The organism is Pseudomonas sp. 18-147 (assembly GCF_051048045.1).
Taxonomy (GTDB): domain Bacteria; phylum Pseudomonadota; class Gammaproteobacteria; order Pseudomonadales; family Pseudomonadaceae; genus Pseudomonas; species Pseudomonas aeruginosa.
In genome coordinates this window covers 6226473-6253034 of sequence record NZ_CP182296.1, presented here as the reverse complement: position 1 = coordinate 6253034, position 26562 = coordinate 6226473, and the positions used below count along the sequence as shown (strand labels likewise).

The 26562-nt window shown below is 66.0% G+C and carries 26 protein-coding genes; 14 read left to right on the top strand and 12 right to left on the bottom strand.

The features are described 5' to 3' along the window. Positions 1–155 precede the first annotated feature (155 nt). Positions 156–1325 carry an MFS transporter gene (locus tag ACM0M4_RS29500; protein ID WP_221345456.1) on the top strand — a complete coding sequence of 390 codons (1170 nt, stop codon included), beginning with the start codon at positions 156–158 and terminating at the stop codon, positions 1323–1325. A gap of 29 nt (positions 1326–1354) precedes the next feature. Here the strand turns inward: ACM0M4_RS29500 and ACM0M4_RS29495 are convergent, their stop codons facing one another. Genes ACM0M4_RS29495 through lptM form a run of 6 tightly spaced genes read right to left on the bottom strand, consistent with a single transcriptional unit; the run spans position 1355 to position 5952 of the window. Then, entirely contained in the window at positions 1355–2053 is a 699-nt protein-coding gene (locus ACM0M4_RS29495; RefSeq protein ID WP_003121285.1) for an HAD family hydrolase, read from the bottom strand. After that, positions 2050–2961 carry a tyrosine recombinase XerC gene (gene xerC / locus ACM0M4_RS29490; RefSeq protein WP_003096434.1) on the bottom strand — a complete coding sequence of 304 codons (912 nt, stop codon included), beginning with the start codon at positions 2959–2961 and terminating at the stop codon, positions 2050–2052. The genes ACM0M4_RS29495 and xerC overlap by 4 nt, the downstream gene beginning before the upstream one ends. Positions 2962–2980: 19 nt before the next feature. Beyond that, positions 2981–3682 carry a DUF484 family protein gene (locus tag ACM0M4_RS29485; RefSeq protein ID WP_003096433.1) on the bottom strand — a complete coding sequence of 234 codons (702 nt, stop codon included), beginning with the start codon at positions 3680–3682 and terminating at the stop codon, positions 2981–2983. A 30-nt stretch (positions 3683–3712) separates the two neighbouring features. Beyond that, on the bottom strand, positions 3713–4543 hold the full coding sequence (dapF, locus tag ACM0M4_RS29480; RefSeq protein WP_003114344.1) for a diaminopimelate epimerase: 831 nt from the start codon (positions 4541–4543) through the stop codon (positions 3713–3715). A 10-nt stretch (positions 4544–4553) separates the two neighbouring features. Next, positions 4554–5801 (bottom strand): diaminopimelate decarboxylase, encoded by a 1248-nt coding sequence (lysA, locus tag ACM0M4_RS29475; RefSeq protein ID WP_003118055.1) that lies wholly within the window; start codon positions 5799–5801, stop codon positions 4554–4556. Between the two features lie 10 nt (positions 5802–5811). Beyond that, positions 5812–5952, bottom strand: coding sequence for an LPS translocon maturation chaperone LptM (gene lptM / locus ACM0M4_RS29470; protein WP_003096430.1), 141 nt, complete (start codon positions 5950–5952; stop codon positions 5812–5814). A 253-nt stretch (positions 5953–6205) separates the two neighbouring features. On the opposite strand from lptM, the gene cyaY reads away from it, so the two are divergent. The 3 genes from cyaY (at position 6206) to rnk (ending at position 7268) form a co-directional block, all read left to right on the top strand. Then, entirely contained in the window at positions 6206–6541 is a 336-nt protein-coding gene (gene cyaY, locus ACM0M4_RS29465; protein WP_003121284.1) for an iron donor protein CyaY, read from the top strand. Then, positions 6519–6728 carry a DUF1289 domain-containing protein gene (locus ACM0M4_RS29460; RefSeq protein ID WP_003161172.1) on the top strand — a complete coding sequence of 70 codons (210 nt, stop codon included), beginning with the start codon at positions 6519–6521 and terminating at the stop codon, positions 6726–6728. The genes cyaY and ACM0M4_RS29460 overlap by 23 nt, the downstream gene beginning before the upstream one ends. A gap of 135 nt (positions 6729–6863) precedes the next feature. Next, the gene (gene rnk, locus ACM0M4_RS29455) at positions 6864–7268 is read left to right on the top strand and encodes a nucleoside diphosphate kinase regulator (protein ID WP_003096424.1); all 405 of its coding nucleotides are present in this window, start codon (positions 6864–6866) and stop codon (positions 7266–7268) included. A gap of 43 nt (positions 7269–7311) precedes the next feature. Here rnk and ACM0M4_RS29450 read toward each other — a convergent pair whose 3' ends face one another. The 5 genes from ACM0M4_RS29450 to ACM0M4_RS29430 all read right to left on the bottom strand — a co-directional run bounded on the left by ACM0M4_RS29450 (position 7312) and on the right by ACM0M4_RS29430 (position 12518). Next, complete coding sequence (locus tag ACM0M4_RS29450; protein ID WP_003114342.1) at positions 7312–8025, bottom strand: glycine-rich domain-containing protein; 714 nt, start codon at positions 8023–8025, stop codon at positions 7312–7314. Between the two features lie 40 nt (positions 8026–8065). Beyond that, positions 8066–10918 carry a class I adenylate cyclase gene (locus ACM0M4_RS29445; protein ID WP_031756743.1) on the bottom strand — a complete coding sequence of 951 codons (2853 nt, stop codon included), beginning with the start codon at positions 10916–10918 and terminating at the stop codon, positions 8066–8068. 148 nt (positions 10919–11066) lie between these two features. Then, positions 11067–11300, bottom strand: a complete 234-nt coding sequence (locus ACM0M4_RS29440) for a TIGR02647 family protein (RefSeq protein WP_003096418.1) — start codon at positions 11298–11300, stop codon at positions 11067–11069. A gap of 42 nt (positions 11301–11342) precedes the next feature. After that, positions 11343–12110 carry a substrate-binding periplasmic protein gene (locus ACM0M4_RS29435; RefSeq protein ID WP_003096415.1) on the bottom strand — a complete coding sequence of 256 codons (768 nt, stop codon included), beginning with the start codon at positions 12108–12110 and terminating at the stop codon, positions 11343–11345. A gap of 132 nt (positions 12111–12242) precedes the next feature. After that, positions 12243–12518 carry a hypothetical protein gene (locus ACM0M4_RS29430; RefSeq protein WP_003114340.1) on the bottom strand — a complete coding sequence of 92 codons (276 nt, stop codon included), beginning with the start codon at positions 12516–12518 and terminating at the stop codon, positions 12243–12245. A gap of 101 nt (positions 12519–12619) precedes the next feature. On the opposite strand from ACM0M4_RS29430, the gene ACM0M4_RS29425 reads away from it, so the two are divergent. From ACM0M4_RS29425 to ACM0M4_RS29400, 6 genes are all read left to right on the top strand, one after another. After that, complete coding sequence (locus ACM0M4_RS29425) at positions 12620–13600, top strand: magnesium transporter CorA family protein (protein ID WP_003096411.1); 981 nt, start codon at positions 12620–12622, stop codon at positions 13598–13600. A 49-nt stretch (positions 13601–13649) separates the two neighbouring features. Next, positions 13650–13841: a hypothetical protein gene (locus tag ACM0M4_RS29420; protein ID WP_126152514.1), complete on the top strand. Its 192-nt coding sequence runs from the start codon at positions 13650–13652 to the stop codon at positions 13839–13841. Between the two features lie 51 nt (positions 13842–13892). Further along, positions 13893–14411 (top strand): Hcp family type VI secretion system effector, encoded by a 519-nt coding sequence (locus ACM0M4_RS29415; protein WP_003083317.1) that lies wholly within the window; start codon positions 13893–13895, stop codon positions 14409–14411. A gap of 199 nt (positions 14412–14610) precedes the next feature. Continuing rightward, complete coding sequence (locus ACM0M4_RS29410) at positions 14611–16686, top strand: type VI secretion system tip protein VgrG (protein WP_115288911.1); 2076 nt, start codon at positions 14611–14613, stop codon at positions 16684–16686. After that, positions 16683–19952 carry a hypothetical protein gene (locus ACM0M4_RS29405; RefSeq protein ID WP_054376189.1) on the top strand — a complete coding sequence of 1090 codons (3270 nt, stop codon included), beginning with the start codon at positions 16683–16685 and terminating at the stop codon, positions 19950–19952. The genes ACM0M4_RS29410 and ACM0M4_RS29405 overlap by 4 nt, the downstream gene beginning before the upstream one ends. A gap of 578 nt (positions 19953–20530) precedes the next feature. Then, positions 20531–21154: a hypothetical protein gene (locus ACM0M4_RS29400; RefSeq protein WP_003099240.1), complete on the top strand. Its 624-nt coding sequence runs from the start codon at positions 20531–20533 to the stop codon at positions 21152–21154. Positions 21155–21297: 143 nt separating this feature from the next. Here the strand turns inward: ACM0M4_RS29400 and argH are convergent, their stop codons facing one another. Beyond that, a complete protein-coding gene (gene argH / locus ACM0M4_RS29395; protein ID WP_003114030.1) occupies positions 21298–22692 on the bottom strand; it encodes an argininosuccinate lyase in 1395 nt (464 codons plus the stop codon). Positions 22693–22916: 224 nt separating this feature from the next. On the opposite strand from argH, the gene algZ reads away from it, so the two are divergent. The 4 genes from algZ (at position 22917) to ACM0M4_RS29375 (ending at position 26546) form a co-directional block, all read left to right on the top strand. Further along, positions 22917–23993 carry an alginate biosynthesis two-component system sensor histidine kinase AlgZ gene (gene algZ, locus ACM0M4_RS29390; RefSeq protein ID WP_003096404.1) on the top strand — a complete coding sequence of 359 codons (1077 nt, stop codon included), beginning with the start codon at positions 22917–22919 and terminating at the stop codon, positions 23991–23993. A 4-nt stretch (positions 23994–23997) separates the two neighbouring features. Next, complete coding sequence (algR, locus tag ACM0M4_RS29385) at positions 23998–24744, top strand: alginate biosynthesis regulator AlgR (protein ID WP_003096397.1); 747 nt, start codon at positions 23998–24000, stop codon at positions 24742–24744. A gap of 108 nt (positions 24745–24852) precedes the next feature. Next, positions 24853–25794, top strand: a complete 942-nt coding sequence (gene hemC / locus ACM0M4_RS29380; protein WP_003114031.1) for a hydroxymethylbilane synthase — start codon at positions 24853–24855, stop codon at positions 25792–25794. Next, positions 25791–26546, top strand: a complete 756-nt coding sequence (locus ACM0M4_RS29375; RefSeq protein ID WP_003096395.1) for a uroporphyrinogen-III synthase — start codon at positions 25791–25793, stop codon at positions 26544–26546. The genes hemC and ACM0M4_RS29375 overlap by 4 nt, the downstream gene beginning before the upstream one ends. The last annotated feature ends 16 nt before the right edge of the window (positions 26547–26562 follow it).

Genomic DNA, 26562 nt, shown 5'->3' with positions numbered 1-26562 from the left:
TCACTGTTTGGTCTTTTGGGGCGAACAGTTAAGCACAAATCCGAACAGCTGTTACTTGTTCCGTAGCGCCGCCGCGCCGGATAGTCGACGCCTCTTCTCGCGGGCTAGCCAATGCCCACCGCTCTGCCGCGGCAGGCCCTTGAACGGAGAAACGCATGAGCAATACCCGTCGCCACGCCGCATGCCTGGCCTTCGGCCTGTGCCTGATCACCTTGGCGGTGAACCTCCAGGCGCCGCTGTACACCGCCTACGCGGAGCTTTCCGGCTACGGCGCGGCAGCTACCGCCAGCGCTTTCTCCGGCTATGTGCTCGGCGTACTGCCGGTGCTGCTGGTACTCGGCGGGTTGTCCGATCGGATCGGGCGCAAGCCGCCGATCGTCGTCGCGCTGCTGCTGTCGATGGTGGCCACCCTGGTGATGGCGCTCTGGCCGCGCCTGGAGGCGCTCGGCGTGGCGCGCCTGTTGCTCGGCGTCGGCACGGCCCTGGCATCGGCCACCGGGACGGCCTACATGAGCGAACTGATCGCGGGCGGGGATTCTCGCACCTCGGCCAACTGGGTGACCGCCAGCACCTCGCTCGGCTTCGGCCTCGGCGCGGCACTGACCAGTCTGTTCCTGCTGTTCCGGGAGAGCCTGGTGCCCGGCAGCTTCTGGGTCCAGCTGGGACTGGCCTGCGTGGCCCTGGCGGCGGTGGCGGGCCTGCCGGACGAGGCGCCGCGCGGGCGCGATACGCCGATGCTGTGGCTGCCGTTCTTTCCCGCCGGCAGCCTGCCGTACGGCCTCTCGATCCTGCTGGCATGGGCCACTGTGGGTCTGGTCATCGCGGTCCTGCCTTCGCTGCTGGCGGCCCACGGGCTGGCGCGCTGGTCGGGCTTCTCGACCTTCACCGTGATCAGCTGCGGCCTGCTGTTCCAGCCGCTGGCGCGGCGGATGGCGCCGGCCTCGGCGACCTGCCTGGGGCTGGTGATCCTGCCGCCGAGCTATGCCCTGCTGGCCTGGGGCGCGATCCACGGCTCACTGGCTGCGGTGCTGTTCGGTGCGCTGGGCGCGAGCAGTTCCTGCTACGGCTTCACCTACCTGGGCGGGCTGTCGGCGGTGAATGTCCTGGCCGGTGCGGAAAAGCCGCGGGCCAGCGCGGGCTACTTCCTGTTGGCCTACCTCGGCTTCAGCCTGCCGGTGATCTTCACCGGGTTGATCGCGGATCGCTTCGGTGCGTCGACGGCGTTGCTGCTTTTCGGCGTGTCGCTGACGTTGGCTGCCGTTGCGGTGGCGTTTTCCATCTTGCGCGGGGTCGGGCGCTTAAAGGCCAGCGCTTCGCGTGCCTAGGCGCTACCCGCGACCGGGGGCCCGGTCCGTCATTGCAGGCGGGCGAGCAGGGCCGGCAGCTCGGCGAGGCTGCGGATCTCCGCGCTCGGCTCTTCCTCCCCGGCCCAGGGCTTGCCGCTTGGGTTGAACCAGATGGCACGCATGCCGGCGCGGCGCGCTCCGGCGATGTCGTCGCTGGGGTGGTCGCCGATGTGTACCGCTGCCGAGGCCTCGACGCCGGCGCGCTTCAGGGCTTCGCGGAATGGCGTCGGGTCGGGCTTGCCGACGCCCAGTTCCTCGGCGCAGAGGGCGAACCGGAAGTAGTCGGCCAGGCCCAGGCGGCGCACGTCGGCGTTGCCGTTGGTGAGCACGCCGAGGGTGAAGCGGTCGGCGAGGATCTCCAGGGTCGGGTGGACCTCGGGAAACAGGGTGACCCGGTGGCGCGCTTCGAGGAATACCTGGAAACCGGCCTCGGCCAGGCTTTCCGCCTCCGCCTGTGGATAACCGGCGTCGAGCAGGGCATGGAACAGGATGCGCCGGCGCAGCTCGCTGAGACGGTGGCGCAGCATCGGCTCGCGATCCAGCAGGCGGGTGCGGATCGCCCACAAGTGCTCGATGGGTACCGGACCCAGGCGCGCCGCGTTGCTCGCCAGCCATTCGCGGAGCAGGGCCTCGGCGTTGTTCATCACCGGGGCGACGTCCCACAGGGTGTCGTCGAGGTCGAAGGTGATCAGTCGCAGGCTGCTCATGGGTCGTTGCCTCCATCGGCGTTGCCCTTGCGCTTGGCGCGGGGATGGGCGCGGTCGTAGACCGAGGCCAGGTGCTGGAAGTCCAGGTGGGTATAGATCTGGGTCGTGGCGATGTCGGCGTGGCCGAGCAGTTCCTGCACGGCGCGCAGGTCGCCGGACGACTCCAGCAGATGGCTGGCGAAGGAGTGCCGCAGCATGTGCGGGTGCAGGTGCTGGCCCAGCTCGCGGACGCCGGCCTGGCGCACCCGCAGCTGGATCGCCCGCGGCGTCAGGCGCTTGCCGCCGCGACCGATGAACACCGCACCGTCTTCCGGAGCGGCCTGGGCGCGCAGCGGCAGCCAGGCTTCGAGCGCCTGGCGCGCGGCCTTGCCGACCGGCAGCTCGCGGACCTTGTTGCCCTTGCCGCGCACTCGCACCAGGCCTTCCTTGAGGTCCAGCCATTCGAGATCGAGGCCGACCAGTTCCGAGAGGCGCAGCCCGGAGGAATAGAACAGCTCCAGCAGGGCCTGGTCGCGGCGGGCGATGAAGTCATCCTCCACGGCACCGTCGAGCAATTGCAGGGCGCGGTCGGCGTCGAGGGTCCTGGGCAGCTTGCGCGGACTCTTCGGCGCGCTCAGGCCGTTGGCAGGGTCGTGCCGGCAGCGCCCTTCGCGTAGCAGGTACTGGTAGAGGCCGCGCGTCGCCGAGAGCAGCCGTGCCAGGCTGCGGCTGGACTGGCCCTGCTGGTGCAGGCGGGCGACGAAGGTGCGCAGGCTGCGGGTGTCGAGGGCGTTCCAGTCGGAGAGCCCGGCCTTTTCGGCGAGGGCGAGGATCTTCAGCAGGTCGCGGCGGTAGCCGTCGAGGGTGTGCGCGGAGACCTGGCGCTCGCTGCGCAGATGTTCGAGGAAGGCATCCAGGTCGGCGCGCATCTCGGACCGCCCGCCGCGCTCAGCGGACCGAGCGCAGCGGCGAGGAGAAACGCGGCAGCACGCGGGCCAGGACCTCGGCGACGTAGCCGAGGAACAGGGTGCCGAGGGAACTCTTGTAATGCTGCGGATCGGGACTGCCGATGGCGAGCACGCCGTGCAGGCCCTGGAAACTCAGGGAGACCACCGCTGCGGAGCCGATCTCGTCGCGGTCGCTCTCGCCGAAGAGGAACGCCAGTTCGTGCGGACGCAGCACGCCGCAGACGGTCTTGCCGCCGGAGAGCAGGCCGCCGATGGCCTGGTGCGCCTCCGCGCTGCTCACCGAGCGGCCCACCGAGACGCTACTGTCGCTGAACAGGATCAGGCTCACGTAGGGCACCTGGAACTCGTGGCGCAGGCTGTCCTCGACGGTACTGACCACGTCTTCCAGGCTGGTGGCGTCGAGCAGGTCGAGGACCAGGCGGCGGGTCTTGTCGAACAGGCGGTCGTTCTCGCGGGCCACGTCCATCAGTTGCGAGAGCCGGTGGCGCATCTCGATGTTGCGCTCGCGCAGCAGGCGTACCTGGCGCTCCACCAGCGACACTGCGTCGCCGGGCTGGTGTGGGATGCGCAACTCGGGGATCAGCTCGTCATGCTCGACGAAGAACTCCGGGTGCTGGCTCAGATAGGCGGCCACCTGCTCGGCGTCCAGCGCTGCTGTCGGTTCCTGGCTTTTCTCGGTCATAAGCGTCTCGGTTCTCGCGGGCGACGGCCCTTACAGGCGGACCTGGCCTTCATACACGCGGACGGCAGGCCCGGTCATCATAACGGGCTGGCCGGGACCTGCCCACTCGATGTGCAGGCGGCCGCCGGGGAGGTCGATCTGCACCGGCGATTGCAGCCAGCCCTGGCGAATCCCGGCAACCGCCGCGGCGCAGGCGCCGGTGCCGCAGGCTTGGGTCTCGCCGACGCCGCGCTCCCAGACGCGCAGGCGCGCATGGTGCGGATCGAGCACCTGGAGGAAGCCGATGTTGGCCTTCTTCGGGAAGCGCGGATGGACTTCCAGTTGCGGACCGAGGCTGTGTACCGGTGCGCTGTCGACGTTCTCGACGCGCAGCACGCCATGGGGATTGCCCATGGATACCGCGGCCAGTTCGACGCGCTGGCCATTCACCTCTATCTCATAGGACAAGGCTTCGCGCTCGGCCTGGAACGGTATCTCGGCCGGGGCCAGGCGCGGCGGACCCATGTCCACCGTGACCTGGCCGTCCGGGCGGATATTCAGCTCGATGATGCCGCCCTTGGTTTCTACGCGGATGCTCTTCTTCACCGTCAGGCGCTTGTCCTGAACGAAGCGGGCGAAGCAGCGAGCGCCGTTGCCGCACTGCTCGACCTCGGAGCCGTCGGCGTTGAAGATCCGGTAGCGGAAGTCGACGTCGGGGCTGCTCGGGGCTTCGACGATCAGCAACTGGTCGAAGCCGATTCCGGTGTTGCGGTCGCCCCAGAGCTTGACGTGCTTGGGCTGCACATGGGCGTGCTGGCTGACCAGGTCGAGGACCATGAAGTCGTTGCCCAGGCCATGCATCTTGGTGAAGCGCAAAAGCATGGTCTGGGCCTCACTGCGGCAGCAGGCTTTCGCCGGCGTAGAGCTCTTGGACGGTCTCGCGGCGACGGACCTCGTGGGTCTGCTCGCCATCCACCAGCACCTCGGCGGCGCGGCCGCGGGTGTTGTAGTTCGAGCTCATGACGAAGCCGTAGGCGCCGGCCGAGCGCACCGCCAGGAGGTCGCCTTCGGCGAGCGCCAGGTCGCGATCCTTGGCGAGGAAGTCACCGGTCTCGCAGATCGGCCCGACCAGGTCGTAGCGGCGCGGCGCGGCGTCGCGCGGGCGTACCGCCTGCACGTCCATCCAGGCCTGGTAGAGAGCCGGGCGGATCAGGTCGTTCATCGCCGCGTCGACGATGGCGAAATCCTTGTGCTCGGTGTGCTTGAGGTACTCGACACGGGTCAGCAGCACGCCGGCGTTGGCGACGATGGACCGGCCCGGCTCGAACACCAGGGTCAGGTCGCGGCCGTGCAGGCGCTCGCGGATGGCGCGGATGTAGTCGCCGGCCAGCGGCGGCTGTTCGTCGCGGTAGCGCACCCCGAGGCCACCACCGAGGTCCAGGTGGCGAATGCCGATGCCTTTGCCGGCCAGGCGGTCGACCAGCCCGAGCAGGCGCTCGAGGGCGTCGAGGAAGGGCTCCAGCTGGGTCAACTGCGAGCCGATGTGGCAGTCGACGCCGATCACCTCCAGGTGGTCAAGCTCGGCGGCGCGGGCGTAGACCGCCTCGGCCTCGTCGATGGCGATGCCGAACTTGTTCTCTTTCAGGCCGGTGGAGATATAGGGGTGGGTCTGGGCGTCCACGTCCGGGTTGACCCGCAGCGATACCGGCGCTTTCACGCCGAGTTCCGCAGCTACCCGTTGCAGGCGCTCCAGCTCTTCGCCGGACTCGACGTTGAAGCAGTGCACGCCGACTTCCAGGGCGCGGCGCATGTCGTCGCGGGTCTTGCCGACGCCGGAGAACACCACCTTGGCCGGATCGCCGCCGGCGGCCAGGACACGCTCCAGCTCACCGCGGGAAACGATGTCGAAACCGGCGCCGAGGCGCGCCAGCACATTCAGCACCCCGAGGTTGGAGTTGGCCTTGACCGCGAAGCAGACCAGATGCGGCATGCCGGCGAGGGCATCGGCATAGGCGCGGTACTGGGCCTCGATGTGTGCGCGGGAATAGACGTAGGTGGGCGTGCCGAAACGCTCGGCGATGCGGGAAAGCGCCACCCCTTCCGCGAACAGCTCACCGTCGCGGTAACTGAATGTGTCCATGGGCGCTCTCTCAGAAACCGTAGCGGTCTTTGCTGTGTTCTTTCTTGGCTTTTTCGTCGTCCGGCAGGTACAGCGGGCCTTTCTGGCCGCAGGCGGCGATGGAGCCGGCGAGGAGGGCGAGCGCGACGAAGGACAGGAACAGCCGCTTCATGACGGAATCCTTGTAGAAAACGTGAATTGTTCCGGAGTATACCGACCCCCCGGCGCCTTGCCTATGCGAGCCGGATCAGGTGTGCCGGGGCTTGCAGGGGAATGGCCTGCGGCAGAGGGGATGCCGGCGTTTTCCGCGAGCGTCGCGGCAAAACAGCGCGGACTACGGCAATACCAGCGTAGAATTGTCGGAATAGGGCAAGACGAAGGTAGTCGTCCGCCTTTTTTCCCGTTAGCGAATGCCGAGGCAATGCATGAGTACGATGAATGAAGCGCGTTTCCACGACCTGGTCGATGCGCTCCAGCAGCAGGTGGAAGACGCCTTCGATGACAGCGACCTGGACCTCGACCTGGAGAACGCCGGCGGCGTGCTCACCGTACGCTTCGAGAACGGCTCGCAGCTGATCCTCAGCCGCCAGGCGCCGTTGCGCCAGCTGTGGGTGGCGGCGAAGTCGGGCGGCTTCCACTTCGATTACGACGAGGCCAGCGGCCTCTGGCGCCACGATGGCAGCCAGGAACCGCTGGGCGCGCTGCTCAACCGGGCGACCCTGGAGCAGGGGGGCGAGGATGTCGAGTTCCCCGGCCTCTGAGGCTTCGCCGCCGGCGGTGGCCTCGCCCTGCCGGCGCCTGTGCTGCCTCGACGATGCGGACGTTTGCGTCGGCTGCGGACGTTCCCTGGCGGAAATCCGCGAGTGGGGCAAGGCCGACGATTCCCGCCGCTTGCAGATCAGGTCACAGGCCGCTCGACGCCAGTCGCTGGCGGGCCGTCTCTCCTGATAGGGGGGATGTTGCTAATTCCTGCGACTGTGTTAGTGTCCGGGAAAACCCCGCCTTCGGGCGGGGTTTTTGCTTTTTTGCGATTCCTGCTTTTCATCGATCAACCGAACCGGACCAAGGAGCACGCCTGCGATCATGAGCACGCCGCCGATCACCATCACTCGTCTGGACCTGCAGCGCCTGGAGCGCCTGCTGGATGGCCTGGACGAATTCGGACCCGCCGCCGAGGCGCTGGAGGCCGAACTGTCGCGCGCCCAGGTGGTGGGGCATGACGAGATTCCGCCGGGCGTCGTGACCATGAACTCCACCGTGCGCTGCCGCGAGGAAAGCAGCGGCAAGGAGTACACCCTGACCCTGGTCTATCCCGAAGACGTCGCCGGCGAAGGCAAGGTCTCGATCCTCGCGCCGGTGGGCACCGCGCTGCTGGGCCTGACCATCGGCCAGACCATCGACTGGCCGGCGCCGAGCGGGAAGACGCTGAAGCTGACCCTGCTGGAAATCGAATACCAGCCGGAAGCCGCCGGCGACTACGCGCGCTGATCGGTTTTCGCCCGTCGCCATTCGGCGACGGGCTTCGCGACCCTCAGTCGCCCCCACCGCCCCCGCATCCTCCACCCCCGCAACCGCTGCCGCCGTCTCCGCCGCTATCGCCGCCGCAGCCGTGGCGCGAATCCTGTCCGTCCGAACCGAAGGTACTGCCGCTATCGCTGGCGCAGCCGCTGCTGCAACCGATATGGCTGGCGCAATACACCGCTGCGCCGCCGTCTTGCCGCTGCGCGCAGTTCAGGGCGTAGCGGAAGCCGTCGGCGATCGCCAGTTCCGTGTCGAGGGCGAACAGCAGCGGTAGGCGCGTGGGATTCAGTGGGTCGATGCCCTCGCGGCGGCAGGCCAGCTTCCAGGCGCGCTGGATGCCCTCCTGGGCCTGTCGGGGGCTGCGCATCGCCTGGGCCGGCGTATGGTGGAGGAAGCGCCCGAGTCCCTTGCGGCAGACGTGCTGGTAGAGCCGGGTATGCAGGATCAGTTCGTGCCAGGCGACATCCACCACCTGGGACGGCATCGCGACCATCCGCTTGCCGGCGGCGCGGCATAGCAGCAGGTATTCGCGTAGGCCGCCGAGCACCCGTTGGACCTGTTCCTCGCTGAGCTGCGGATAGCGCTCGCGGACCGCCTGGGTGACCCGCGGCGGCAGGCGGAATTGCTGGATGAAGCGGTAGCGCCGGCGATCCAGGCCGCGGCGGTAGAGATAGCCGCCCACGAATGCGGCGCCAGCGAGCAGGGTAATACCGAGGAGTGCCATCCGTACGTCCTTGTCGAGCCCCGCGCGGTGCGGCGCTGGGTCATTGTTCCAGCAGCGCCTGGTTCAGCGCCGTTTCCAGGACGCTTTTATAACGCAGATAGTGCAGCGTTTGCGGCTGTTCGTCGGCGAACAGCCGCGACAGGTCGAGGTCGGTCAGGTAGCAGGGGTAGGGTTCGCTTTCTGCGCGATGCGCCAGGATATGCCGGGCGACCGCCTTGAACAGGCCGACGCCGTACTCCAGTTCGGAAAACTCCTGGTGGTCGCAGTACAGGGTGACCTGCACGCGCTTGCGTTCGCCGCGCTCGAGTAGCGCCTGTAGCTCGTACAGCGCGGGCCCGGCCAGGGCCTCCGGCGCCTCGCGAGGCTCGACATGCACTCTGCCGTCGTTGGAGAGCAACTCGTAGTAGCGGATATCCAGCGCGGCCGGCACCTGTTCCGCCAGCGACAGGGCGTTGCGCCGGTACAGCAGCGATTGCAGGAAGCGCTGCAGCGGTGCGAGCAGGCTGCGTTCGTCACGCAATGCCTGGCGCTGGCGCCAGAGGGCGTTGCGTTCGTCGAGCAGGCTGATCTCGGCGCTGTCGAAGTCGCGCCGGTAGAACACCTGGATGCAGTCCGGCCGCCCCATGGACAGGATCAGCCCGAGGTCCTCGCCCTCCAGGGCGTGGCGATCCAGCTTCAGGGCGCTGTAGCCATCTCGCTCGCGGCCCAGGTGCTGGAGCAGGCTCGGCAGGTCGGGCAGGCTCTCGTGGCTGACCGCTTCCGGCGACATTTCCAGCAGGTGGTACTGCTGGCGGATCTGCAGCAGGTAGCGGCTTGGCTGGCCGCCAAGCAGTTGCCCGTAGGTCTCGCGGAACAGCTCTTCGACCCGCACGGCGATGGCGGCGGCCCGGTTGCGACAGAAGCAGCGCACCATCAGTTCAGGCGGCTGCGGCGGGCTTCCGGGCTTTTCGCGGACGGCGTCGAGGAACTCGGCAAGGCACTCGGGCAGCGCCTGGGGGCCTGCGTAATGGCGCACCGTCAGTTCGTTCCAGCTGTTGAGGCTGAGCTGGTCGAGGGTCAGCACCAGGTTGTCGCGCACCCCGGCATAACCAAGCACGTCGGTACGCCCGGTAGCCATGTGCAGGTTCATCTGGCTGTGGTGGCGCAGCGGGTCGACACCGACGTTGACCAGCAGCAGGACGCTCTTGAGCCGACGCGGTTGCAGCAGGTCGGCGTCGTCCACGGTCGCCAGGGGGACCGGCAGGAACTGCCGCAGGCTGCCCAGGAGATTGTCCAGTTCGGCATCGCCGAGGTCGCTCTGGCCGGGATGCAGGGACAGCCGGGTGGCGCTGTCGATGACGCCGTTGCGATGGCACCAGGCGAGCAGCTCGACCAGCCTGAGGCTGCGTTTCAGCGGCGCGTAGTCAGGCCACTGGTGAGCGCCCAGGGCACCGGGGAAGATCGCCCACTGCGCCTGCTCGCGGTCGTCGTCGGCGGGCAGCTGGACCAGGGTCAGGACGTCTTCGCCGAGATCCGGGGCGATCCCTGGGTTGATGTTCTCCACCTTGCCTGCCTTGCGCTCGAAGGCGGCATACAGGCGGCGGCCGAGCAGGCCCAGGTCGCGGCTGTCGATGCCGCTGTCAGCGCCTTGCTGGCGGGCGATCTGGAACAGCAGGCGGTAGCTGTAGGTCAGTTCGTTGACCACCGTGCGACGCTCTTCCATCACCTGGCGCATCTTCCACTGGCTGCGGCTGTCGAGCAGGGCCAAGCGGCGAGGCTCCCATTGCCATTCCGCGACGAGCCGCTCCATCGACAGGTGCTGCCAGCCCTTCTGCGCCTGGCGCTGGCGACCGCCGAGCTTGCGCCCGACCTTGAGGTACAGGCAGCGCCGCACGAGTTCCAGGCGTTCCGGCGCCTGCTGTTCCCGCAGGTAGCGTTCGAGATGGCGATAGACCAGGACGTAGGGGTCCAGTTCGTCGAGATCGAGCTGGCCGGCGAATACCTGCTCCTTGAAGCGCAGGGCGACGCAGCGGACCCGCGGGTGCTCGCTGGCGTAGGCTTCGGTGAGCAGCAGCTTGAGCAGCGACTTGTAGGGCGAATCGATGGCCTTGGACAACTGCCAGAGGCCGGCGCCGATGAACTCCCGGGCGGGGATGTGCGCCAGGTGGCCGAGGTCGAGCACCTCTTCGGCGCGGATGAAGCGTTTGCCGAGCAGGGTCCGGCAGTATTCGTCGTAGCGCCGTTCATGGGCCGGCGGCACCAGCCACCATAGAGGGGTGCGTCCGCCGAGCCAGATCGCGCTACGGTAGAACTCGTCGAGCAGCAGGAAGTGCTGGGTATTGCCGTCGCCGCCGGACTCTTTCCAGTCTTTGCGTTCGTCCTGGCCGAAACGGGCGACGTCGATCAGGAAACAGTGCACCTCGCTGCCCTGGCTGCGCGCCCAGTCCTCGATCAACGCGCACTTGCGGCGCAGCTCCTGGCGCGCGCCGGGCTCCAGTTCTGGGGCATGGCAGACCCAGAGGTCGAGATCGCTCTGTTCCTCCTGGGCCAGGCTCCCCAGGCTGCCCATCAGGAACAGGCCGTGGATCGGCTGCTGTGCGGGTTCTTGCCTGCGTGGCTTGTAGACAAACGAGCGGGCCAGGCGCTGGGCTTCGGCGAGTACTTCGTCGTCCGCCTCGAAACCGCTCAGGCCCGCTGGCGTGCTGGCCGACAGGTAGCCCGGCAGCAGCGGATGGTTGATGTGGAACAGCAGCGGTAGCAGGCGCAGGACCCGCTCCTGGCGGCTGGACAACGCCTGCCGGGCGCGTTGCAGGCGACCGGCATTGACCGCCAGGAAGCGTTGGCGCAACTGGCCGAGGACCTTGCGGTCGATGCCATCGTCGAGATCGAGGCTGAGTGCGGGGTGTCGGTTCATGGGCGTCCGGGCACAGGCAAGGCCAGGCGCCGTGCCTGGCTCCGGTCATGCCATTGTATCGCCCGGAAGCGCGGCGGCTTGAGCGCCGCACCGCGAACCGGGGCAACCGTCGCGGCCTGTCGGGAGCAGGTCGCGATGGCCGCTTCCGTCAACCCTTGAGGATGGTCAGCAGGCCCTGTGCCTGCTCCGCGGCGTCCAGCCCCAGACTGGTCAGGTAGCCGCCGTCGGGCTGGTCGATCAGCCCCTTGTCGTGCAGGCGTCGGGCGGCGGCGACGGCCTTGCCGTCGGCGGTGTGATGGACCTTGAGTCCTTCCTGGGTGTTGTTCAGGTTGAAGAGCGCCAGCAGTTCCAGTTCGTCGATCAGCTCGGGAGTGAAGGCCATGTCGGCTCCTTGCGGTGTTGAGCACCGGTGAGTGTAGTTGGACTAGGGCGTAGCGTCGGCGGCCTGGCTCCAGCCGTCGAGGATCTTCTGGTACTCGCCGCTGGCGAGGATGCGCTGCATGCCGAGGTCGAAGCGTTCGAGCAGATGCTCGGCCTGCGGGTGGCGGCGCGAGAACGACAGGTACAGCTCCGGGCGGTGGACCGTGGCCACCGGCTGGAACTGGCCTTCCAGTTCGGGATGTTCGCTGAACAACTGGCGAGCCGTATTGCGGTAGGCCAGGGCGTAGTCGACGCGGCCGCGCTGGAGCATGAGGAAACCGTAGTAGTCCTTGCGCACCGGGATGCGCACCAGGTCGTGGCGGCGATCGAAGCCGTCGCCGTATTCATAGCCGAGGGTCACCGCGACTTTCCGTCCGCTCAACGCCTGCTCCGCATTCACCGGCCGCGCTTCGTCGCGTCGCGCCCAGAGCTGGATCTCCGCGCGGAACAACGGATGCCGGGGCAGACGGTAGTCGGCGAGGATGTGCGGGTTCGGCGAGGTATTGAAGCAGCCGGCGATCAAGCCTTTCAGGGCCAGCTTCATGCAGCGGGAGTAGGGGTAGGGATTGAGCTGGACCGGCGTGTCCGCAGCCCTGAAGGCGGCCCGCACGATGTCCGCGCTCATGCCCTGGATGCGGCCGTCCTTGTAGGCGGTATAGGGATACCAGTCGTCTTCGGCGCCGAGCACCAGGGGTTCTGTCGGGACGGCCGCTGCCGGGCCGGAAAGGGCCAGCAGCAGGCAGATGGGCAGGAAGTGGAACCAGGATCGCATCCGGTATCGCTCCGCGAAAGCAGGTGGCACGGAGAGTGGGCGCCACCTTTCTACCAGAGCGGCAGGCGTTTGGCGAAACAAAACCGCATGGATACGAGGGGCATTCGCCGGCACCAGTCGGCCCGGCTCCGCTCATTCGTCGTCCGGCAACGTCGGCAGGGCACGCAGCGCATGCTCGTAGCCGGCGCTGTCGAAAGCGCGGTCGGCGGCGAGCATGGCGTTGATCTCGTGGGCCAGCACGTAGGCCATCATGCCCAGCGCCTCGTCGCGCTCGTAGCCGACCAGGGTCAGCTTGTTGAACACGGCGCGCGCCGCCGGCGGATTCTCGCTTTCGATCTGGTTCTCGATGGCCTGGATCAGTTTTTCCTCGGCGAAGCCGTCTTCCTGGTTGTCGTCCTGTTCGCTCATCGGGCGTTCCTCGTTCTGGCGCAAAGTACCGCTTGTGCGGCGGCGGGAAGTTGTCCACCCTGCTTGGCCAACGGATGGCCGCGAAGGTAGCGATACCCGACATGATCACCTATTACATCCTTTCCGGCGACCGCCTGGAGCGACGCCAGCACGACGATGCCCAGCGGGGGTTGCCGCCGGGCACCCTGTGGATCGACCTGCATCACCCGACCCCCGAAGAGGAGCGCCTGCTCGAATCCCACCTGCAGGTGAACATCCCGACCCGCGAGGAGATGGCCGAGATCGAGGATTCGTCGCGCTTCTACGAGGACGGCAACGTCCTCTACATGACCACTTCGGTGGTCGGCGGGATCACCGAGCACCGGCCGAGCACAGAGGAAGTGACCTTCGTCCTCAGCGAGAAATGGCTGATTACCGTGCGCTACGCCGACCTGCGTTCGTTCCGCGAGTTCGAGAACCGCTGCATCCGCCAGCTCGACGCCAACCGCAGCAGCACCCAGTTGTTCGCCCTGATGATGGACAGCCTGGTGGACCGCATCGCCGACGTGTTGGAGGCCGTACAGGGGCAACTGAGCAGCATGTCGCGGGAGATCTTCGCCGAGTCCACCGCCCAGACCCGCAAGCCGAAGACCGACCTGCAGCAGATCATCAAGCACCTCGGGCGCAGCAGCTCGCTGCTGTCCAAGCTCAACGACAGCCTGCTCAGCATCAATCGGATGAACAGCTATTTCCGCCAGGGTTGCAACGGCTGGCTTTCCGAGCCGGCCAAGGTGCTGGCGAAGACCGTGGAGCGCGATGTGCGCTCGCTGGACGAGTACCTGGCGAAGATGTCCACCGAGATCAACTTCCTCCTCGACGCGACCCTTGGCCTGATCAACATCGAGCAGAACAGCATCATCAAGGTGTTCTCCATCGCCGCCGTACTGTTCCTGCCGCCGACCCTGGTGGGCACGGTCTACGGCATGAACTTCAAGGACATGCCCGAGCTGGACTGGTCCATCGGCTATCCGATGGCGCTGGGGATGATGGTGGTATCGGCGATCCTTCCGTACCTCTGGTTCAAGTTCAAGAACTGGCTCTGAGGCACTCGGCAGGTGTGCAACTTTTTGCTGGATAACTTCGGGAAAAGCTGTGGATACCACGCTGGGGCCAAGGCCTGACGGGGTCTTCGATGAAGTGAGCAAGTTTTTGCATAGCACTGTGCAACAACTTGCTCACTTTTTCGGGGTAAACCCAGGGAAAAGCGTTCGTGCGGGCCGGGAGATTCTTCAAGAGTTTGATTTAAAAGGTAAATATTTTATTGGCACGAAGCTTGTTGGGTAGCTGCCGCACCAGGACATGTCGTCCCGGCTACCACTGACAAGGAATGCATCCATGGCAACCCCCGCCTATATGTCCATCACCGGCACCAAGCAGGGCCTGATCACCGCCGGCGCCTTCACCGAGGATTCGGTCGGCAACACCTACCAGGAAGGCCACGAGGACCAGGTGATGGTCCAGGGCTTCAACCACGAAGTGATCATCCCGCGCGACCCGCAGTCCGGCCAGCCGACCGGCCAGCGCGTGCACAAGCCGGTGGTCATCACCAAGGTCTTCGACAAGGCCTCGCCGCTGCTGCTGGCCGCCCTGACCTCCGGCGAGCGCCTGACCAAGGTGGAGATCCAGTGGTACCGCACCTCCGCCGCCGGCACCCAGGAGCACTACTACACCACCGTCCTGGAAGACGCGATCATCGTCGACATCAAGGACTACATGCACAACTGCCAGGACCCGGGCAACGCCCACTTCACCCACCTGGAAGACGTGCACTTCACCTACCGCAAGATCACCTGGACCCACGAAGTCTCCGGCACCTCCGGCTCCGACGACTGGCGCTCCCCGGTCGCCGGCTGAGCCGCGACCGCCGCACGCGGCCAGCCTCGCTGGCCGTCGTGCCCTCGATGACCCATAGCGCCGTGGCCAGGAAAGCCCGCGCCGGGTCGATGCCGCTTTGTTTGTTGTAGGCAGCTTCCGATCGAGCCTGCGCGCCCTTGTCTCGCCCGCGCCAGGCAGGACAATCGAATCGGTCGCCTGCGCCAGTGAGGGACAACGGATGTTCGCAGCAGCCAACCAGACCCATTTCAGCCTCGCCATCGACGGCCTCGCCCTCGACCTGCAGGTGCTCTCCTTCAGCGGCCGCGAAGCCATCAGCCAGCCGTTCGCCTTCGACCTGGAGCTGGTCGGCGAACGCCCCGTGCCGGACCTCGAAAGCCTGCTGCACAAACCCGCCTTCCTTACCCTCGGGCCCGCCGGCAACGGTATCCACGGCCTGGTGCGCAGCGCCGGACAGGGCGACTCGGGCAAGCGCCTGACCCGCTACCGCATCACCCTCGTCCCGCAACTGGCCTACCTCGCCCAGCGCACCAACCAGCGCATCTTCCAGCACCTCACGGTGCCGCAGATCGTCGGTCGGGTGCTGGAGGAACACGGCATCCTCGCCGACGCCTACCGCTTCCAGCTCGGCACCCGCTACCCCGAGCGCGAATACTGCGTGCAGTACGACGAGAGCGACCTGCAGTTCGTCCAGCGCCTGTGCTGCGAGGAGGGCATCCATTTTCATTTCCAGCACAGCGCCACGGCGCACCTGCTGGTGTTCGGCGACGACCAGACGGTGTTCCCGCGGCTCGCGCCGGTGGCCTACCAGCAGGACTCCGGCCTGGTCGCCGACCGGCCGGCGGTCAAGCGCTTCGGCGTACGCCTGGAAACCCGCACCAGCCGCGTCACCCGCCGCGACTACGACTTCGAGAAACCGCGCCTGACGCTGGAAAGCACCGCCCGCGGCGAAGCCCGGCCGGACCTCGAGGACTACGACTATCCCGGTCGCTTCGTCGACCGCGAGCGCGGAAAGCACCTGGCCAGGCGCGCCCTCGAACGGCAGCGCAGCGACTACCGCCTGGCCGAGGGCCGCAGCGACCAACCGTTGCTGCTCAGCGGCCACTTCCTGCCGCTGGCCGCCCATCCCCAGGCGGGCTGGAACGACCTCTGGCTGCTCACCGAGGTGATTCACGAGGGGCGGCAGCCTCAGGTGCTGGAGGAAAGCATCGTCTCCGATGCCTCGGCGAGCCCGGACGACTTCCGGCAGGGTTACCGCAACCGCTTCCAGGCCACGCCCTGGGAGGCGTTCTTCCGTCCCCCACCGACGCCGCCGAAGCCGCGCATCCTCGGCACGCAGAGCGCGGTGGTGACCGGCCCGAAGGGTGAGGAAATCCACTGCGACCGCTACGGTCGGGTGAAGGTGCAATTCCACTGGGATCGCGAGGGCCAGGCCGACGACAGCAGCAGTTGCTGGTTACGCGTTGCCTCCGGCTGGGCGGGAAGGAACTACGGCGCCATCGCCATCCCGCGGGTCGGCATGGAGGTACTGGTGACCTTCCTCGAAGGCGATCCCGACCAGCCGCTGGTCACCGGCTGCCTGTTCCACAGGGAACATCCGGTGCCCTACGAACTGCCGGGGCACAAGACCCGCAGCGTCTTCAAGAGCCTCAGCAGTCCTGGCGGCGGTGGCTACAACGAGCTGCGCATCGAGGACCGCAAGGGCCAGGAGCAGATCTGCGTCCATGCCCAGCGCGACTGGGACGAAAACATCGAGCACGACCAGAAGATCCGCGTCGGTCACCAACGCCACGACACCGTGCAGGCGAACAGCTACAGCGAGTTCAAGGCCGAGGAACACCGCACCACCCACGCCGAGCGCAAGGTGGAGGTCCGCGCCAGCGACCACCTCACCGTAGCCAACGACCAGCACCTGAAGATCGCCAGCGGCCAGTTCGTCGAGGCCGGCCAGGAGATCCACCTGAGCAGCGGTCTGAAGGTGGTGCTGGAGGCCGGCGCCGAACTGACCCTCAAGGGCGGCGGCAGCTTCCTCAAGCTCGACGCCAGCGGCGTGACCCTCTCCGGGGCCAACGTCCGGGTCAACTCCGGCGGCAGCCCGGGCAACGGCAGCGGCGCGGCGCCGCTGTTGCCGGGGCCGCCGCTCGACGCGGATGCGGCGACAGCGGGCCAGGTACTGGACAACCCGGCGCGTAGCCGTCCCGAGCGGAAGGGGCCGGAACAATTGATCGTCGATGTCTGGGGAGACCCGGCGCAAGGAAGCCAGGTCGTACTGTTGCCACCGGAGAGCGAGGCATGAGCGGATTCCAGGACCAGAGTATCGACGAAGGCGTGCGCAAGCGCACCGCCTACCAGAACGATCGGCGTGCACGACTGGCATTGAACGTCGAGCGACAGGACGGCGGTATCCTGCAGATTCCGGTGGCCAGCGATATGCTCGGCCATGAGGAGCACGAGCGTATCCAGCAGAACACCTTCCTGGCTGTGATGCCGCTGGTCCGCCTGCCAACGCTGGGCAAGGCCGGTTATGGCGACCAGCTGCCCGCCGGCGCGCTACCGCGGGCGGGACGGATCTACCTGTTCCAGGACGGCAAGTTGTGGCGCGAACTGGAATGTGATGGCAAGGGCAACCTGTTCGAAGTCGATCTCCTGCAGGGGCGCAGCCAGCGTGCGGACAAGCGTCCGGCCGTAGGCAAGACACAAGCGCTGATCCTGGTGCCGGTGCTGGTCAAGGGGCAGTTCGTGATCCCACGCTACACCATGGCCTATAGCGAAACTCCCTGGCCTTGGTCGTACATCGACTGGCTGGAGGAGGACCCGCAGCGGGTCAACCGGCGCTGCCAGCAGATGGCGTCCGCTTGGAACGCCTCGGTGGCCAACCAGCACTGGAAAGCCTCCATCCATCAACCCGCGCTGGTCATTGATCATCACGCCCAGGGTTTGCGACCTCGCGACTTCAACGTCGAGAGCGCGCTGGAAGACCCGGCGGAATTCACACCTGCGTTCGCCGCCTTTCGCGAAGAGTCGCTGGTGTGCCAGTTGCAGCGACGCCAGCAGGAATTGGCGCCCCTGCTGAAGCAGGCTCCGCCCTCTGCGCTACCTACTCTGGAAGCCGGAGAGGACGTACTGGAAACCCTCAAGCTGCGTGGCCATCCCAACCTCATCGGGCTGATGCTCGACGACTCGCTGTTCGCCTTGCGCCACGCTGCGGCGCAGGCGCGCCACTGCGCCGCCTACTTGCGCAGCCTCAATGCACTGCTGCCGCACCGTCCCAACGGACGCTATGCACAGGTGCTGAGCAACATGCTCGACGGCCCGCTCGCCAAGCTCAGGGGCGAGGTCGATCAGGCCGAACTGGACGAGGCGATCTTCGCCGAGGAGCGACAGTCTTGCCGAATCCACCTGACGCAGCAGGTCGAGCATCTGGTTGCCCTGCTGGAAGGCCCCTTGCACCCGGTGTTGCAGGACTGGACCCACCAGTGCGACGAAGCCCTGCTGGAGCCCTACAGCCTGATGAGCGAGGCACTGGCTGCGCTGAACCAGCTTCCCGACCGCTGCGACGCACTGTACAGCGGTACCGCCTACCGGGCGCTGGCGGCACATGTCGAGCGGGTGGTCAGCACGGTTCTGCAGGCAAGCCACCCGCTTGGCGCCATGCTCCTGGCCAAGGACGAAGGACAACTTCCCGAGCCGGTTCGGCGCCTGCAGGCGCTGCGCGATAGCCCGCGGACGCCGGACCCCGACGCAATGGGCCTCAGCACGCTGATGCTGGGAGCCAGTCTGCTGGGCGAGGTCGACCAGCCCAGCGCCGGCAAGAGCCTCGCCTACTTCCTCGGCGACCTGCTGGACGTGTTCGGCGCCAGCGTAGTCGAGCAACTCGGCCGGCTGTCCCAGGGCGCCACCCAGATCCAGCTCGACCGCTTGTTCGCACCGACCTTCAATACTCTGAGCGCCCTCTCGGTGAAGATGAAAGGTATCCGCCTGCTGCCCGACAGTCAGGTGCCGCTCGACATGGTTGTCGTCGGCGTGCGCGGAGCCGGCCTGCGCAACGGTCTGACCGAGGTCGAGCGCCAGGAGCTGAGGCGCAAGAGCTATCGGCGCGCCATCGTTCAGGACGGTGCCGGCAATCCCCTGGCCGGCACCAGTCCCCGCGACACCGGCATGAGTCGCGCCAACCTGCGCAACGTCATGGTGGTGGCGGTACCCAAGGATCACCCGGACCTGCTTGCCTACACGAAACTCCGTACGCAGTTAGGCACGTTGACCCAGGTGATGGAGAACACTCGCATCGTGCCGACGATGATGCTGGGGTTTGCGATTTATAACTTGAATGTGCAGGTGCAGGCATACAGTGGCTTTGTAGACAGTGGAGAAAAGCACAGAGGGACGATCGGGGCTGTCGGTGCAGTAATCGATTTAACAGCCGCTGGAGGAAGCCATGCAAAGCTGCTTTTCGGACCATCTACTGCAAAGTATCTAGAAACCCCACGTATATCGGTAGCCCAAATATCCCCTCGATGGGCCAGGAATCTAGAAGTTCAAACAGGCAGCCCTAAGTTAGGGTTGCTACGTGGGCTTGGTGGCGCAGCCACACTATTCGGTGCAGGCATCAGTGTATGGGATGGCTACCGAGCTTTGAGGCAGGGAGATAGCGATGCGGCTGCGGCCTACGGTGTGGCCGCAGTGGGTGGGGGCCTGTGGGGTGCCTACGTCCTAGGATGGATAGTAAATCCTTATGCTTTGCTGGCTGGTGCGGTTTTGGCGATCGGAGGCACTGTGGTCGCTAATCTACTGACTGACAGCGATGCGGAAAGCATCGTCAAGAAAGGCCCCTTCGGCCGGCAATTCGCCGAGGCTGGCCTGCTCGATTCGCTGATGGGCCAGGACCAGCGCTTCGCCCATCTGAAAGACCCGCAAACGGCCTATCGCCAATTGCTGGGAGTCCTCGGCCATCCGCGGGTCTTTGTCCATCGCCTGGAAGACTGGCGCAAATTGGCGCCGGCGGCGCATCGATCTGTCTTGCAGGAAGCGGAACGGGGTCGCCAAGCGGTCAGCCGCACTGCGCTATCCTGCATCGACCCCAAGTTGCAGGCGCTGGAGGCAAACGATTGGGCCGTGGTGCTGAGTTCCCCGCTCCTGGCCATGTTCGAGAATGGCCAGAAGGCGTTCCGCCTGGTGGCCCAGGAGTTTCTCAGCAGCTTGCCGATCGATCCGGGCACCCTGTTCGGCGTCAAGCGCTACCATCGGGTCCCCGCGGGCCCCGCCAAGCTCGAAGCCTTGCCGTTGGATGCTGCCAGCGTGCTCTATGTGCTGCCGGCCAGCCTGCCGATTCCGCAGTTGTCTCCTCGGGCCCGCTATAGCATGCGCATGACCCAGGGTTTGAAGATCAGCGCACAGTTCGAACTCAATGCCGACCAGCCTGAGCAGCGGCTTGTCCTGCCTCAACCCAGCCCGAAGAGTTGGAGTGCATTCACATCCGCCAATCGGTACCTTCCCCCGGACGACTTGGGCCCCCATGCTGCGCCACCTTATTGGTTGATAGAGAACAGTGAGTTCAACGTATGACCGTACACATGGATGCCACGTACTCAGCCAGTGCTTATCGCAGTGAAGTCAACGACTCTTTACCGCCGCCAAGGTGGAAGGAGGAGTCTAACCGTAATGGTATTTTTGACACCCATCTTGCCTTTGGGAACTATGCCAATCTAGATCCGGAAATGGAGATTGTAGGGCAGCTTTCGATCGGGGCTGAGGATAAGTCAGAGGTTGGAGGTGCTGAGGCATATTGCAACTCTATGCGTTGGCAGTTCCAGAACTCTAGCAGAATTCCTTATATAATATTCACGCTTAGGATGCTGTGCTATTTTTTTGTATGGATTGCTTTGGGAATTGGCATAATGGGAGAAGCCACCGGAGAGTGGAGGAGGGACATACAGCAACTCTACACCTTGGTTTGCTCATTCTTTGTGGTGGCTGTTTCAGTAATATCCATGGTGGCCTTTCTTTCGAATAAAAAATATCTTCACGTTATTCAGATGTCGGGTTTTTTATTTTCAATCCCATTGGCTTTGTACCAGTATGGAACAATATTTGGAACCAATGGTTTGCAAATAGCAATTTGGATAGGCGTAGCTACTTATTTTATGGGTGCAGTCGGCTTCAGCGCCATCCTTTGGCTCTACAGCAAAGTCTTCAAGCAAGATGGCAGTGAATTCAATCGCCTGGACGGCATGCTCCGCTTCAAGCGTCGCTTCCGCCGCCTGTTCGTCGCTCCCTTCGACGAGTTCGATCCGGTGCTGCAATTGCTGCCCAGTGGCTACGGCAGCCACGACTATGCGCTCTGGTTGCATCACCGCTATACCGACAACAAGGTCTGTCTGGCCACCCGCGTCCACTCCCTCGGTCTCGACAAGGTCAATGCCCTGGCCTTCTGGGACTGCCTGCAACGCTACATGGACGTGACCCAGCCGTTGCCCGACCTGCCGGTCCTGGAGCCGAGCCGCCCCTTGGATCCGGTCACCGCCGAGCATGATCGGCATACCGGACGCGATCCCCATTACTGGCGCCAGCGCACCTACCAGGGCTGGCCAGCCAAGGAGCGCAAGGAGCTGGACCGACGCCTGCATGAGTATCCCTGGCAACAGCAGCCCTGCATCGTCAGGGCGCGCATCGATCCCGGGCTAAGCATCGAAGCCTATTACCGGCGCCAGGAAGCCAAGGGCATTTTTGCCACGCCCAGGGCCGATGATTTCAATGATGAGCACTGATGCTGAGTTATTCCGCCATTGCGACCGGTTAGCGAAGAAGGACTTTCACTAGAGTGGCTGTCGACCTCCAAGGGCGTTCCTGTCCCGCCGTGCGATCAAGTCTCGGGTAGGACAGGGAGGTCTGCCGGGCACTGGGCGCGACTTCAGCGCTGTGCCAGCAGTTTTCTGCCGCGGGCGACGGCGGCACGGACCTGGTTCGGCGCGGTGCCGCCGATATGGTCGCGGGCGTTGACCGAGCCTTCCAGGGTCAGCACGTCGAAGACGTCGGCGTCGATCTGCTCGCTGAAGCGGCGCAGTTCGTCGAGGCTCATCTCGGCGAGGTCCTTGCCGCTGTCCACGCCGTACTTCACTGCGTGGCCGACGATCTCGTGGCAGTCGCGGAACGGCAGGCCCTTGCGCACCAGGTAGTCGGCCAGGTCGGTGGCGGTGGAGAAACCGCGGCGTGCCGCCTCGCGCATGATCTCGCGCCGGGGCCGGATCGCCGGGACCATGTCGGCGAAGGCGCGCAGGCTGTCGCGCAGGGTGTCGGCGGCGTCGAACAGCGGTTCCTTGTCTTCCTGGTTGTCCTTGTTGTAGGCCAGCGGCTGGCCCTTCATCAGGGTCAGCAAGCCGGTGAGGGCGCCGAACACCCGGCCGGACTTGCCGCGTACCAGCTCCGGCACGTCGGGGTTCTTCTTCTGCGGCATGATCGAGGAGCCGGTGCAGAAGCGGTCGGGCAGGTCGATGAACTGGAACTGCGCGCTGGTCCACAGCACCAGCTCTTCCGAGAAGCGCGACAGGTGCATCATCGCCAGGCTGGCGGCGGCGCAGAATTCGATGGCGAAGTCGCGGTCGGAGACGCCGTCCAGGGAGTTGCCGCCAACCGCGTCGAAGCCCAGCAACTGGCAGGTGATCTCGCGCTGGATCGGGTAGGTGGTGCCGGCCAGGGCCGCCGAGCCGAGCGGCATGCGGTTGACCCGCTTGCGGCAGTCGACCAGGCGCTCGTAGTCGCGGCCGAGCATCTCGAACCAGGCCAGCAGGTGGTGGCCGAAGGTCACCGGCTGGGCGGTCTGCAGGTGGGTGAAACCGGGCATGATGGTGTCGGCTTCCGCTTCGGCCAGGCCCAGCAGGCCCTCCTGCAGGCGGGTGATCTCGGCGAGGATGGTGTCGATCTCGTCGCGTAGCCAGAGGCGGATGTCGGTGGCCACCTGGTCGTTGCGCGAGCGGCCGGTGTGGAGCTTCTTGCCGGTGACGCCGATGCGGTCGGTCAGGCGCGCCTCGATGTTCATGTGCACGTCTTCCAGGTCGACGCGCCAGTCGAAGCTGCCGGCTTCGATTTCCGCCTGGATCTGTTGCAGGCCGTCGACGATCGCATCGCGCTCGGCGTCGCTCAGCACGCCGACCTTGGCCAGCATCGTGGCGTGGGCGATGGAACCCATGATGTCGTGGCGGTAGAGACGCTTGTCGAAGTCGACGGAGGCGGTGAAACGGGCGACGAAGGCGTCGACGGGCTCGCTGAAGCGGCCGCCCCAGGACTGGTTGGTCTTCTCTACGCTCATGGTATCTCTCGCTGCAACAAGAAACGGACAGGCCGCGCGGCCTGCGTGACGGGCAAAGTGCGACGATGATAGCAGGCCGGGAGGAAAAACCGGCGGCTCGTCGACGAAGCCGGAACGAGCGCTGTTTCGCGGTTTTTTGCGGCAGATGGCATTTCGGTGCTTTATTTCGCCCGTACGCCCGCGGCTGTCTTGCGGGCGCCACGGGCCTTGCGGAAACTCTGTCGATGCCTATCCGATTCAAGCCCGGCCGCTCGACCCGGCCGGCCGTCCAAGACGACTTCTTCATTCCCGAGCTCTGCGAAGCCGAAGCCCTGTTCACCCTGGTGCTGCTGGCGGAGCTGCTGGTGCTCGTGCTGGTGCTGGCGGAGCCGATGACGCCGAGCTTCAACTGGGTGCGCCTGGCCCTGGCGTCGCTGTTCGTGCAGTGGATCGTACTGCTCTCGGCGGCGCTGTTCTGCCGCCTGCGGCCATTGCTCGCACGCCTGCCGGTGGCGCTGGCGGGGAGTGCCTGCTGCCTGTTGGTGGTGGCCCTCACCCTGGGCTGCACGGCGGTCGCCGAGCACTATCAGCTGGGCGGAGAACTGACGCGTGCCGGCGAGGTCAATCTGTATCTGCGGCACGCGCTGATCGCGCTGATCATGTCCGCCCTGGTGCTGCGCTACTTTTACCTGCAGAGCCAGTGGCGCCGGCAGCAGCAGGCCGAGTTGCAGGCGCGCCTGGAATCGCTGCAGGCGCGGATTCGCCCGCACTTCCTGTTCAACAGCCTGAACAGCATCGCCAGCCTGATCGAGCTGGACCCGCTGAAGGCCGAGCATGCGGTGCTGGACCTGTCCGACCTGTTCCGGGCCAGCCTGGCGAAGCCCGGCACTTTAGTTTCCTGGGAGGAGGAACTGGCGCTGGCAAGGCGCTATCTTTCCATTGAGCAGTATCGTCTTGGCGATCGCCTGCAACTGGACTGGCAGGTGCACGGGGTGCCGGCCAACCTGCCGATCCCCCAACTGACCTTGCAGCCGCTGCTGGAAAATGCGCTTATCTATGGCATCCAGCCGCGGGTCGAAGGCGGCCTGGTGCAGGTCGAGGCGGTTTATCGTGAAGGAGTGTTCCAGCTATGTGTGAGCAACCCCTACGACGAGGCGCTCGAGTCGCCCCCGTCGAAAGGCACGCGACAGGCGTTACACAATATCGATGCACGACTTGGGGCACTTTTCGGGCCTAAAGCGAGTCTCAGCGTCGAGCGCCGTGACGGACGGCACTACACCTGTCTACGCTATCCATGTGCGCGACTCATGCAGGAAGCCTGAGCTTATGAATGTCCTGATTGTCGATGACGAACCTCTGGCGCGAGAGCGCCTGGCCCGATTGGTAGGGCAACTGGACGGCTATCGCGTCCTCGAGCCCTCGGCCAGCAATGGCGAAGAAGCGCTGACGCTGATCGACAGCCTCAAGCCCGATATCGTCCTGCTGGATATCCGCATGCCCGGTCTGGACGGCCTCCAGGTCGCGGCCAGACTCTGCGAGCGGGAAGCGCCGCCGGCTGTGATCTTCTGCACGGCCCATGACGAATTCGCCCTGGAAGCCTTCCAGGTCAGCGCCGTGGGCTACCTGGTCAAGCCGGTGCGCAGCGAAGACCTGGCCGAGGCGTTGAAGAAAGCCTCGCGACCGAACCGCGTGCAACTGGCCGCGCTGACCAAGCCCCCGGCCTCCGGCGGCAGCGGTCCGCGCAGCCACATCAGTGCACGGACCCGCAAGGGGATCGAGCTGATCCCGCTGGAAGAGGTGATCTTCTTCATTGCCGACCACAAGTACGTGACCTTGCGCCATGCGCAGGGCGAGGTGCTGCTGGACGAGCCGTTGAAGGCGCTGGAAGACGAGTTCGGCGAGCGCTTCGTGCGCATCCACCGCAACGCGCTGGTCGCCCGCGAACGGATCGAACGCCTGCAGCGTACGCCGCTGGGGCATTTCCAGCTCTACCTGAAAGGCCTCGACGGCGATGCGCTGACCGTCAGCCGGCGGCACGTGGCCGGAGTCAGGCGTCTGATGCATCAGCTCTGACGGCGGTCGGCGGTTCGCCAGCGACCCGGGTGCGGCTATCGGGCCCAGCGTCCGCGCACTCGGGTTCGAACTGTTATCATGGGCGCATCCCTGTGCACGGAATATCCCATGTCGTCCCGCGAAATCCGCATCGCCACTCGCCAGAGCGCCCTCGCCTTGTGGCAGGCCGAATACGTCAAGGCGCGCCTGGAGCAGGCTCATCCTGGCCTGACCGTCACCCTGCTGCCGATGACCAGTCGCGGCGACAAGCTGCTCGACGCACCGCTGGCGAAGATCGGCGGCAAGGGCCTGTTCGTCAAGGAACTGGAAACCGCCCTGCTCGAAGGCGCCGCCGACATCGCGGTGCATTCGATGAAGGACGTGCCGATGGACTTTCCCGAGGGGCTCGGCCTCTACACCATCTGCGAGCGCGAAGACCCGCGTGACGCTTTCGTCTCGAACACCTACGCCAGCCTCGAGCAACTGCCCGCCGGCAGCGTGGTCGGCACCTCCAGCCTGCGCCGCCAGGCGCAGCTGCTGGCGCGCCGGCCGGACCTGCAGATCCGTTTCCTGCGGGGCAACGTCAATACCCGCCTGGCCAAGCTGGATGCCGGCGAATACGACGCGATCATCCTCGCCGCCGCCGGCCTGATCCGCCTCGGCTTCGAGTCGCGCATCCGCTCCTCGATCAGTGTCGACGACAGCCTGCCCGCCGGCGGACAAGGCGCCGTCGGCATCGAATGCCGTACGGCCGACAGCGACCTGCATGCCTTGCTGGAACCCTTGCACCATACCGACACGGCTCTGCGGGTCACTGCCGAGCGCGCGCTGAACAAGCGGCTCAACGGCGGTTGCCAGGTGCCGATCGCCTGCTACGCCATCCGCGAGGGCGACCAGCTGTGGCTGCGCGGCCTGGTCGGCCAGCCTGATGGCACCCAGTTGCTGCGCGCCGAGGGGCGGGCGCCACTGGCGGAAGCCGAGGCGCTGGGCGTGCGGGTGGCCGAGGACCTGCTGGAGCAGGGCGCCGAAGCGATTCTCGAAGCCGTCTACGGCGAGGCCGGACATCCGTGAGCGGCTGGCGGCTCCTGCTGACGCGCCCCGACGAGGAGTGCGCGGCCCTGGCCGCCAGCCTCGGCGAGGCGGGCGTCCATAGCAGCAGCCTGCCGCTGTTGGCGATCGATCCGCTGGAAGAAACCCCGGAGCAGCGTACGCTGATGCTCGACCTGGACCGCTACTGCGCGGTGGTGGTGGTCAGCAAGCCGGCGGCGCGCCTGGGGCTGGAGCGGCTCGACCGCTACTGGCCGCAGCCGCCGCAGCAGACCTGGTGCAGCGTCGGCGCGGCGACCGCGGCGATCCTCGAGGCCTACGGCCTCGACGTAACCTACCCTGAACAGGGCGACGACAGCGAAGCGTTGCTGGCGCTGCCGGCGCTCCAGGATTCCCTGCGCGTGCACGATCCGAAAGTGCTGATCATGCGCGGCGAAGGTGGCCGAGAATTCCTCGCCGAGCGCCTGCGCGGCCAAGGCGTGCAGGTGGACTACCTGCCACTCTACCGGCGCCGGGCTCCGGACTATCCGGCCGGAGAGCTGCTGGCAAGGGTGCGGGCGGAACGCCTGAACGGCCTGGTGGTCAGCAGTGGACAGGGTTTGCAAAATCTGTATCAGTTGGCGGCAGCCGATTGGCCCGAGATAGGCCGGTTGCCGCTGTTCGTACCCAGCCCGCGGGTCGCCGAGATGGCGCGCGAACTGGGTGCGCAACGGGTGATTGATTGCCGGGGCGCGAGCGCGCCGGCCTTGCTGGCGGCCCTGACGAGCGCCGCCTAGAACTTTCTTGACCAAA

Coding starts and splice junctions, on each gene's coding strand:
- cyaY (WP_003121284.1), top strand. CDS start 6,206: ATGAGTACGATGAATGAAGCGCGTTTCCACGACCTGGTCGATGCGCTC.
- lysA (WP_003118055.1), bottom strand. CDS start 5,801: ATGGACACATTCAGTTACCGCGACGGTGAGCTGTTCGCGGAAGGGGTG.
- ACM0M4_RS29485 (WP_003096433.1), bottom strand. CDS start 3,682: ATGACCGAGAAAAGCCAGGAACCGACAGCAGCGCTGGACGCCGAGCAG.
- xerC (WP_003096434.1), bottom strand. CDS start 2,961: ATGCGCGCCGACCTGGATGCCTTCCTCGAACATCTGCGCAGCGAGCGC.
- ACM0M4_RS29495 (WP_003121285.1), bottom strand. CDS start 2,053: ATGAGCAGCCTGCGACTGATCACCTTCGACCTCGACGACACCCTGTGG.
- ACM0M4_RS29500 (WP_221345456.1), top strand. CDS start 156: ATGAGCAATACCCGTCGCCACGCCGCATGCCTGGCCTTCGGCCTGTGC.
- ACM0M4_RS29400 (WP_003099240.1), top strand. CDS start 20,531: ATGGGTGCAGTCGGCTTCAGCGCCATCCTTTGGCTCTACAGCAAAGTC.
- lptM (WP_003096430.1), bottom strand. CDS start 5,952: ATGAAGCGGCTGTTCCTGTCCTTCGTCGCGCTCGCCCTCCTCGCCGGC.
- ACM0M4_RS29435 (WP_003096415.1), bottom strand. CDS start 12,110: ATGCGATCCTGGTTCCACTTCCTGCCCATCTGCCTGCTGCTGGCCCTT.
- hemC (WP_003114031.1), top strand. CDS start 24,853: ATGTCGTCCCGCGAAATCCGCATCGCCACTCGCCAGAGCGCCCTCGCC.
- ACM0M4_RS29430 (WP_003114340.1), bottom strand. CDS start 12,518: ATGAGCGAACAGGACGACAACCAGGAAGACGGCTTCGCCGAGGAAAAA.
- ACM0M4_RS29425 (WP_003096411.1), top strand. CDS start 12,620: ATGATCACCTATTACATCCTTTCCGGCGACCGCCTGGAGCGACGCCAG.
- ACM0M4_RS29405 (WP_054376189.1), top strand. CDS start 16,683: ATGAGCGGATTCCAGGACCAGAGTATCGACGAAGGCGTGCGCAAGCGC.
- ACM0M4_RS29440 (WP_003096418.1), bottom strand. CDS start 11,300: ATGGCCTTCACTCCCGAGCTGATCGACGAACTGGAACTGCTGGCGCTC.
- ACM0M4_RS29415 (WP_003083317.1), top strand. CDS start 13,893: ATGGCAACCCCCGCCTATATGTCCATCACCGGCACCAAGCAGGGCCTG.
- ACM0M4_RS29460 (WP_003161172.1), top strand. CDS start 6,519: ATGTCGAGTTCCCCGGCCTCTGAGGCTTCGCCGCCGGCGGTGGCCTCG.
- argH (WP_003114030.1), bottom strand. CDS start 22,692: ATGAGCGTAGAGAAGACCAACCAGTCCTGGGGCGGCCGCTTCAGCGAG.
- ACM0M4_RS29445 (WP_031756743.1), bottom strand. CDS start 10,918: ATGAACCGACACCCCGCACTCAGCCTCGATCTCGACGATGGCATCGAC.
- dapF (WP_003114344.1), bottom strand. CDS start 4,543: ATGCTTTTGCGCTTCACCAAGATGCATGGCCTGGGCAACGACTTCATG.
- ACM0M4_RS29450 (WP_003114342.1), bottom strand. CDS start 8,025: ATGGCACTCCTCGGTATTACCCTGCTCGCTGGCGCCGCATTCGTGGGC.
- algR (WP_003096397.1), top strand. CDS start 23,998: ATGAATGTCCTGATTGTCGATGACGAACCTCTGGCGCGAGAGCGCCTG.
- ACM0M4_RS29410 (WP_115288911.1), top strand. CDS start 14,611: ATGTTCGCAGCAGCCAACCAGACCCATTTCAGCCTCGCCATCGACGGC.
- rnk (WP_003096424.1), top strand. CDS start 6,864: ATGAGCACGCCGCCGATCACCATCACTCGTCTGGACCTGCAGCGCCTG.
- algZ (WP_003096404.1), top strand. CDS start 22,917: ATGCCTATCCGATTCAAGCCCGGCCGCTCGACCCGGCCGGCCGTCCAA.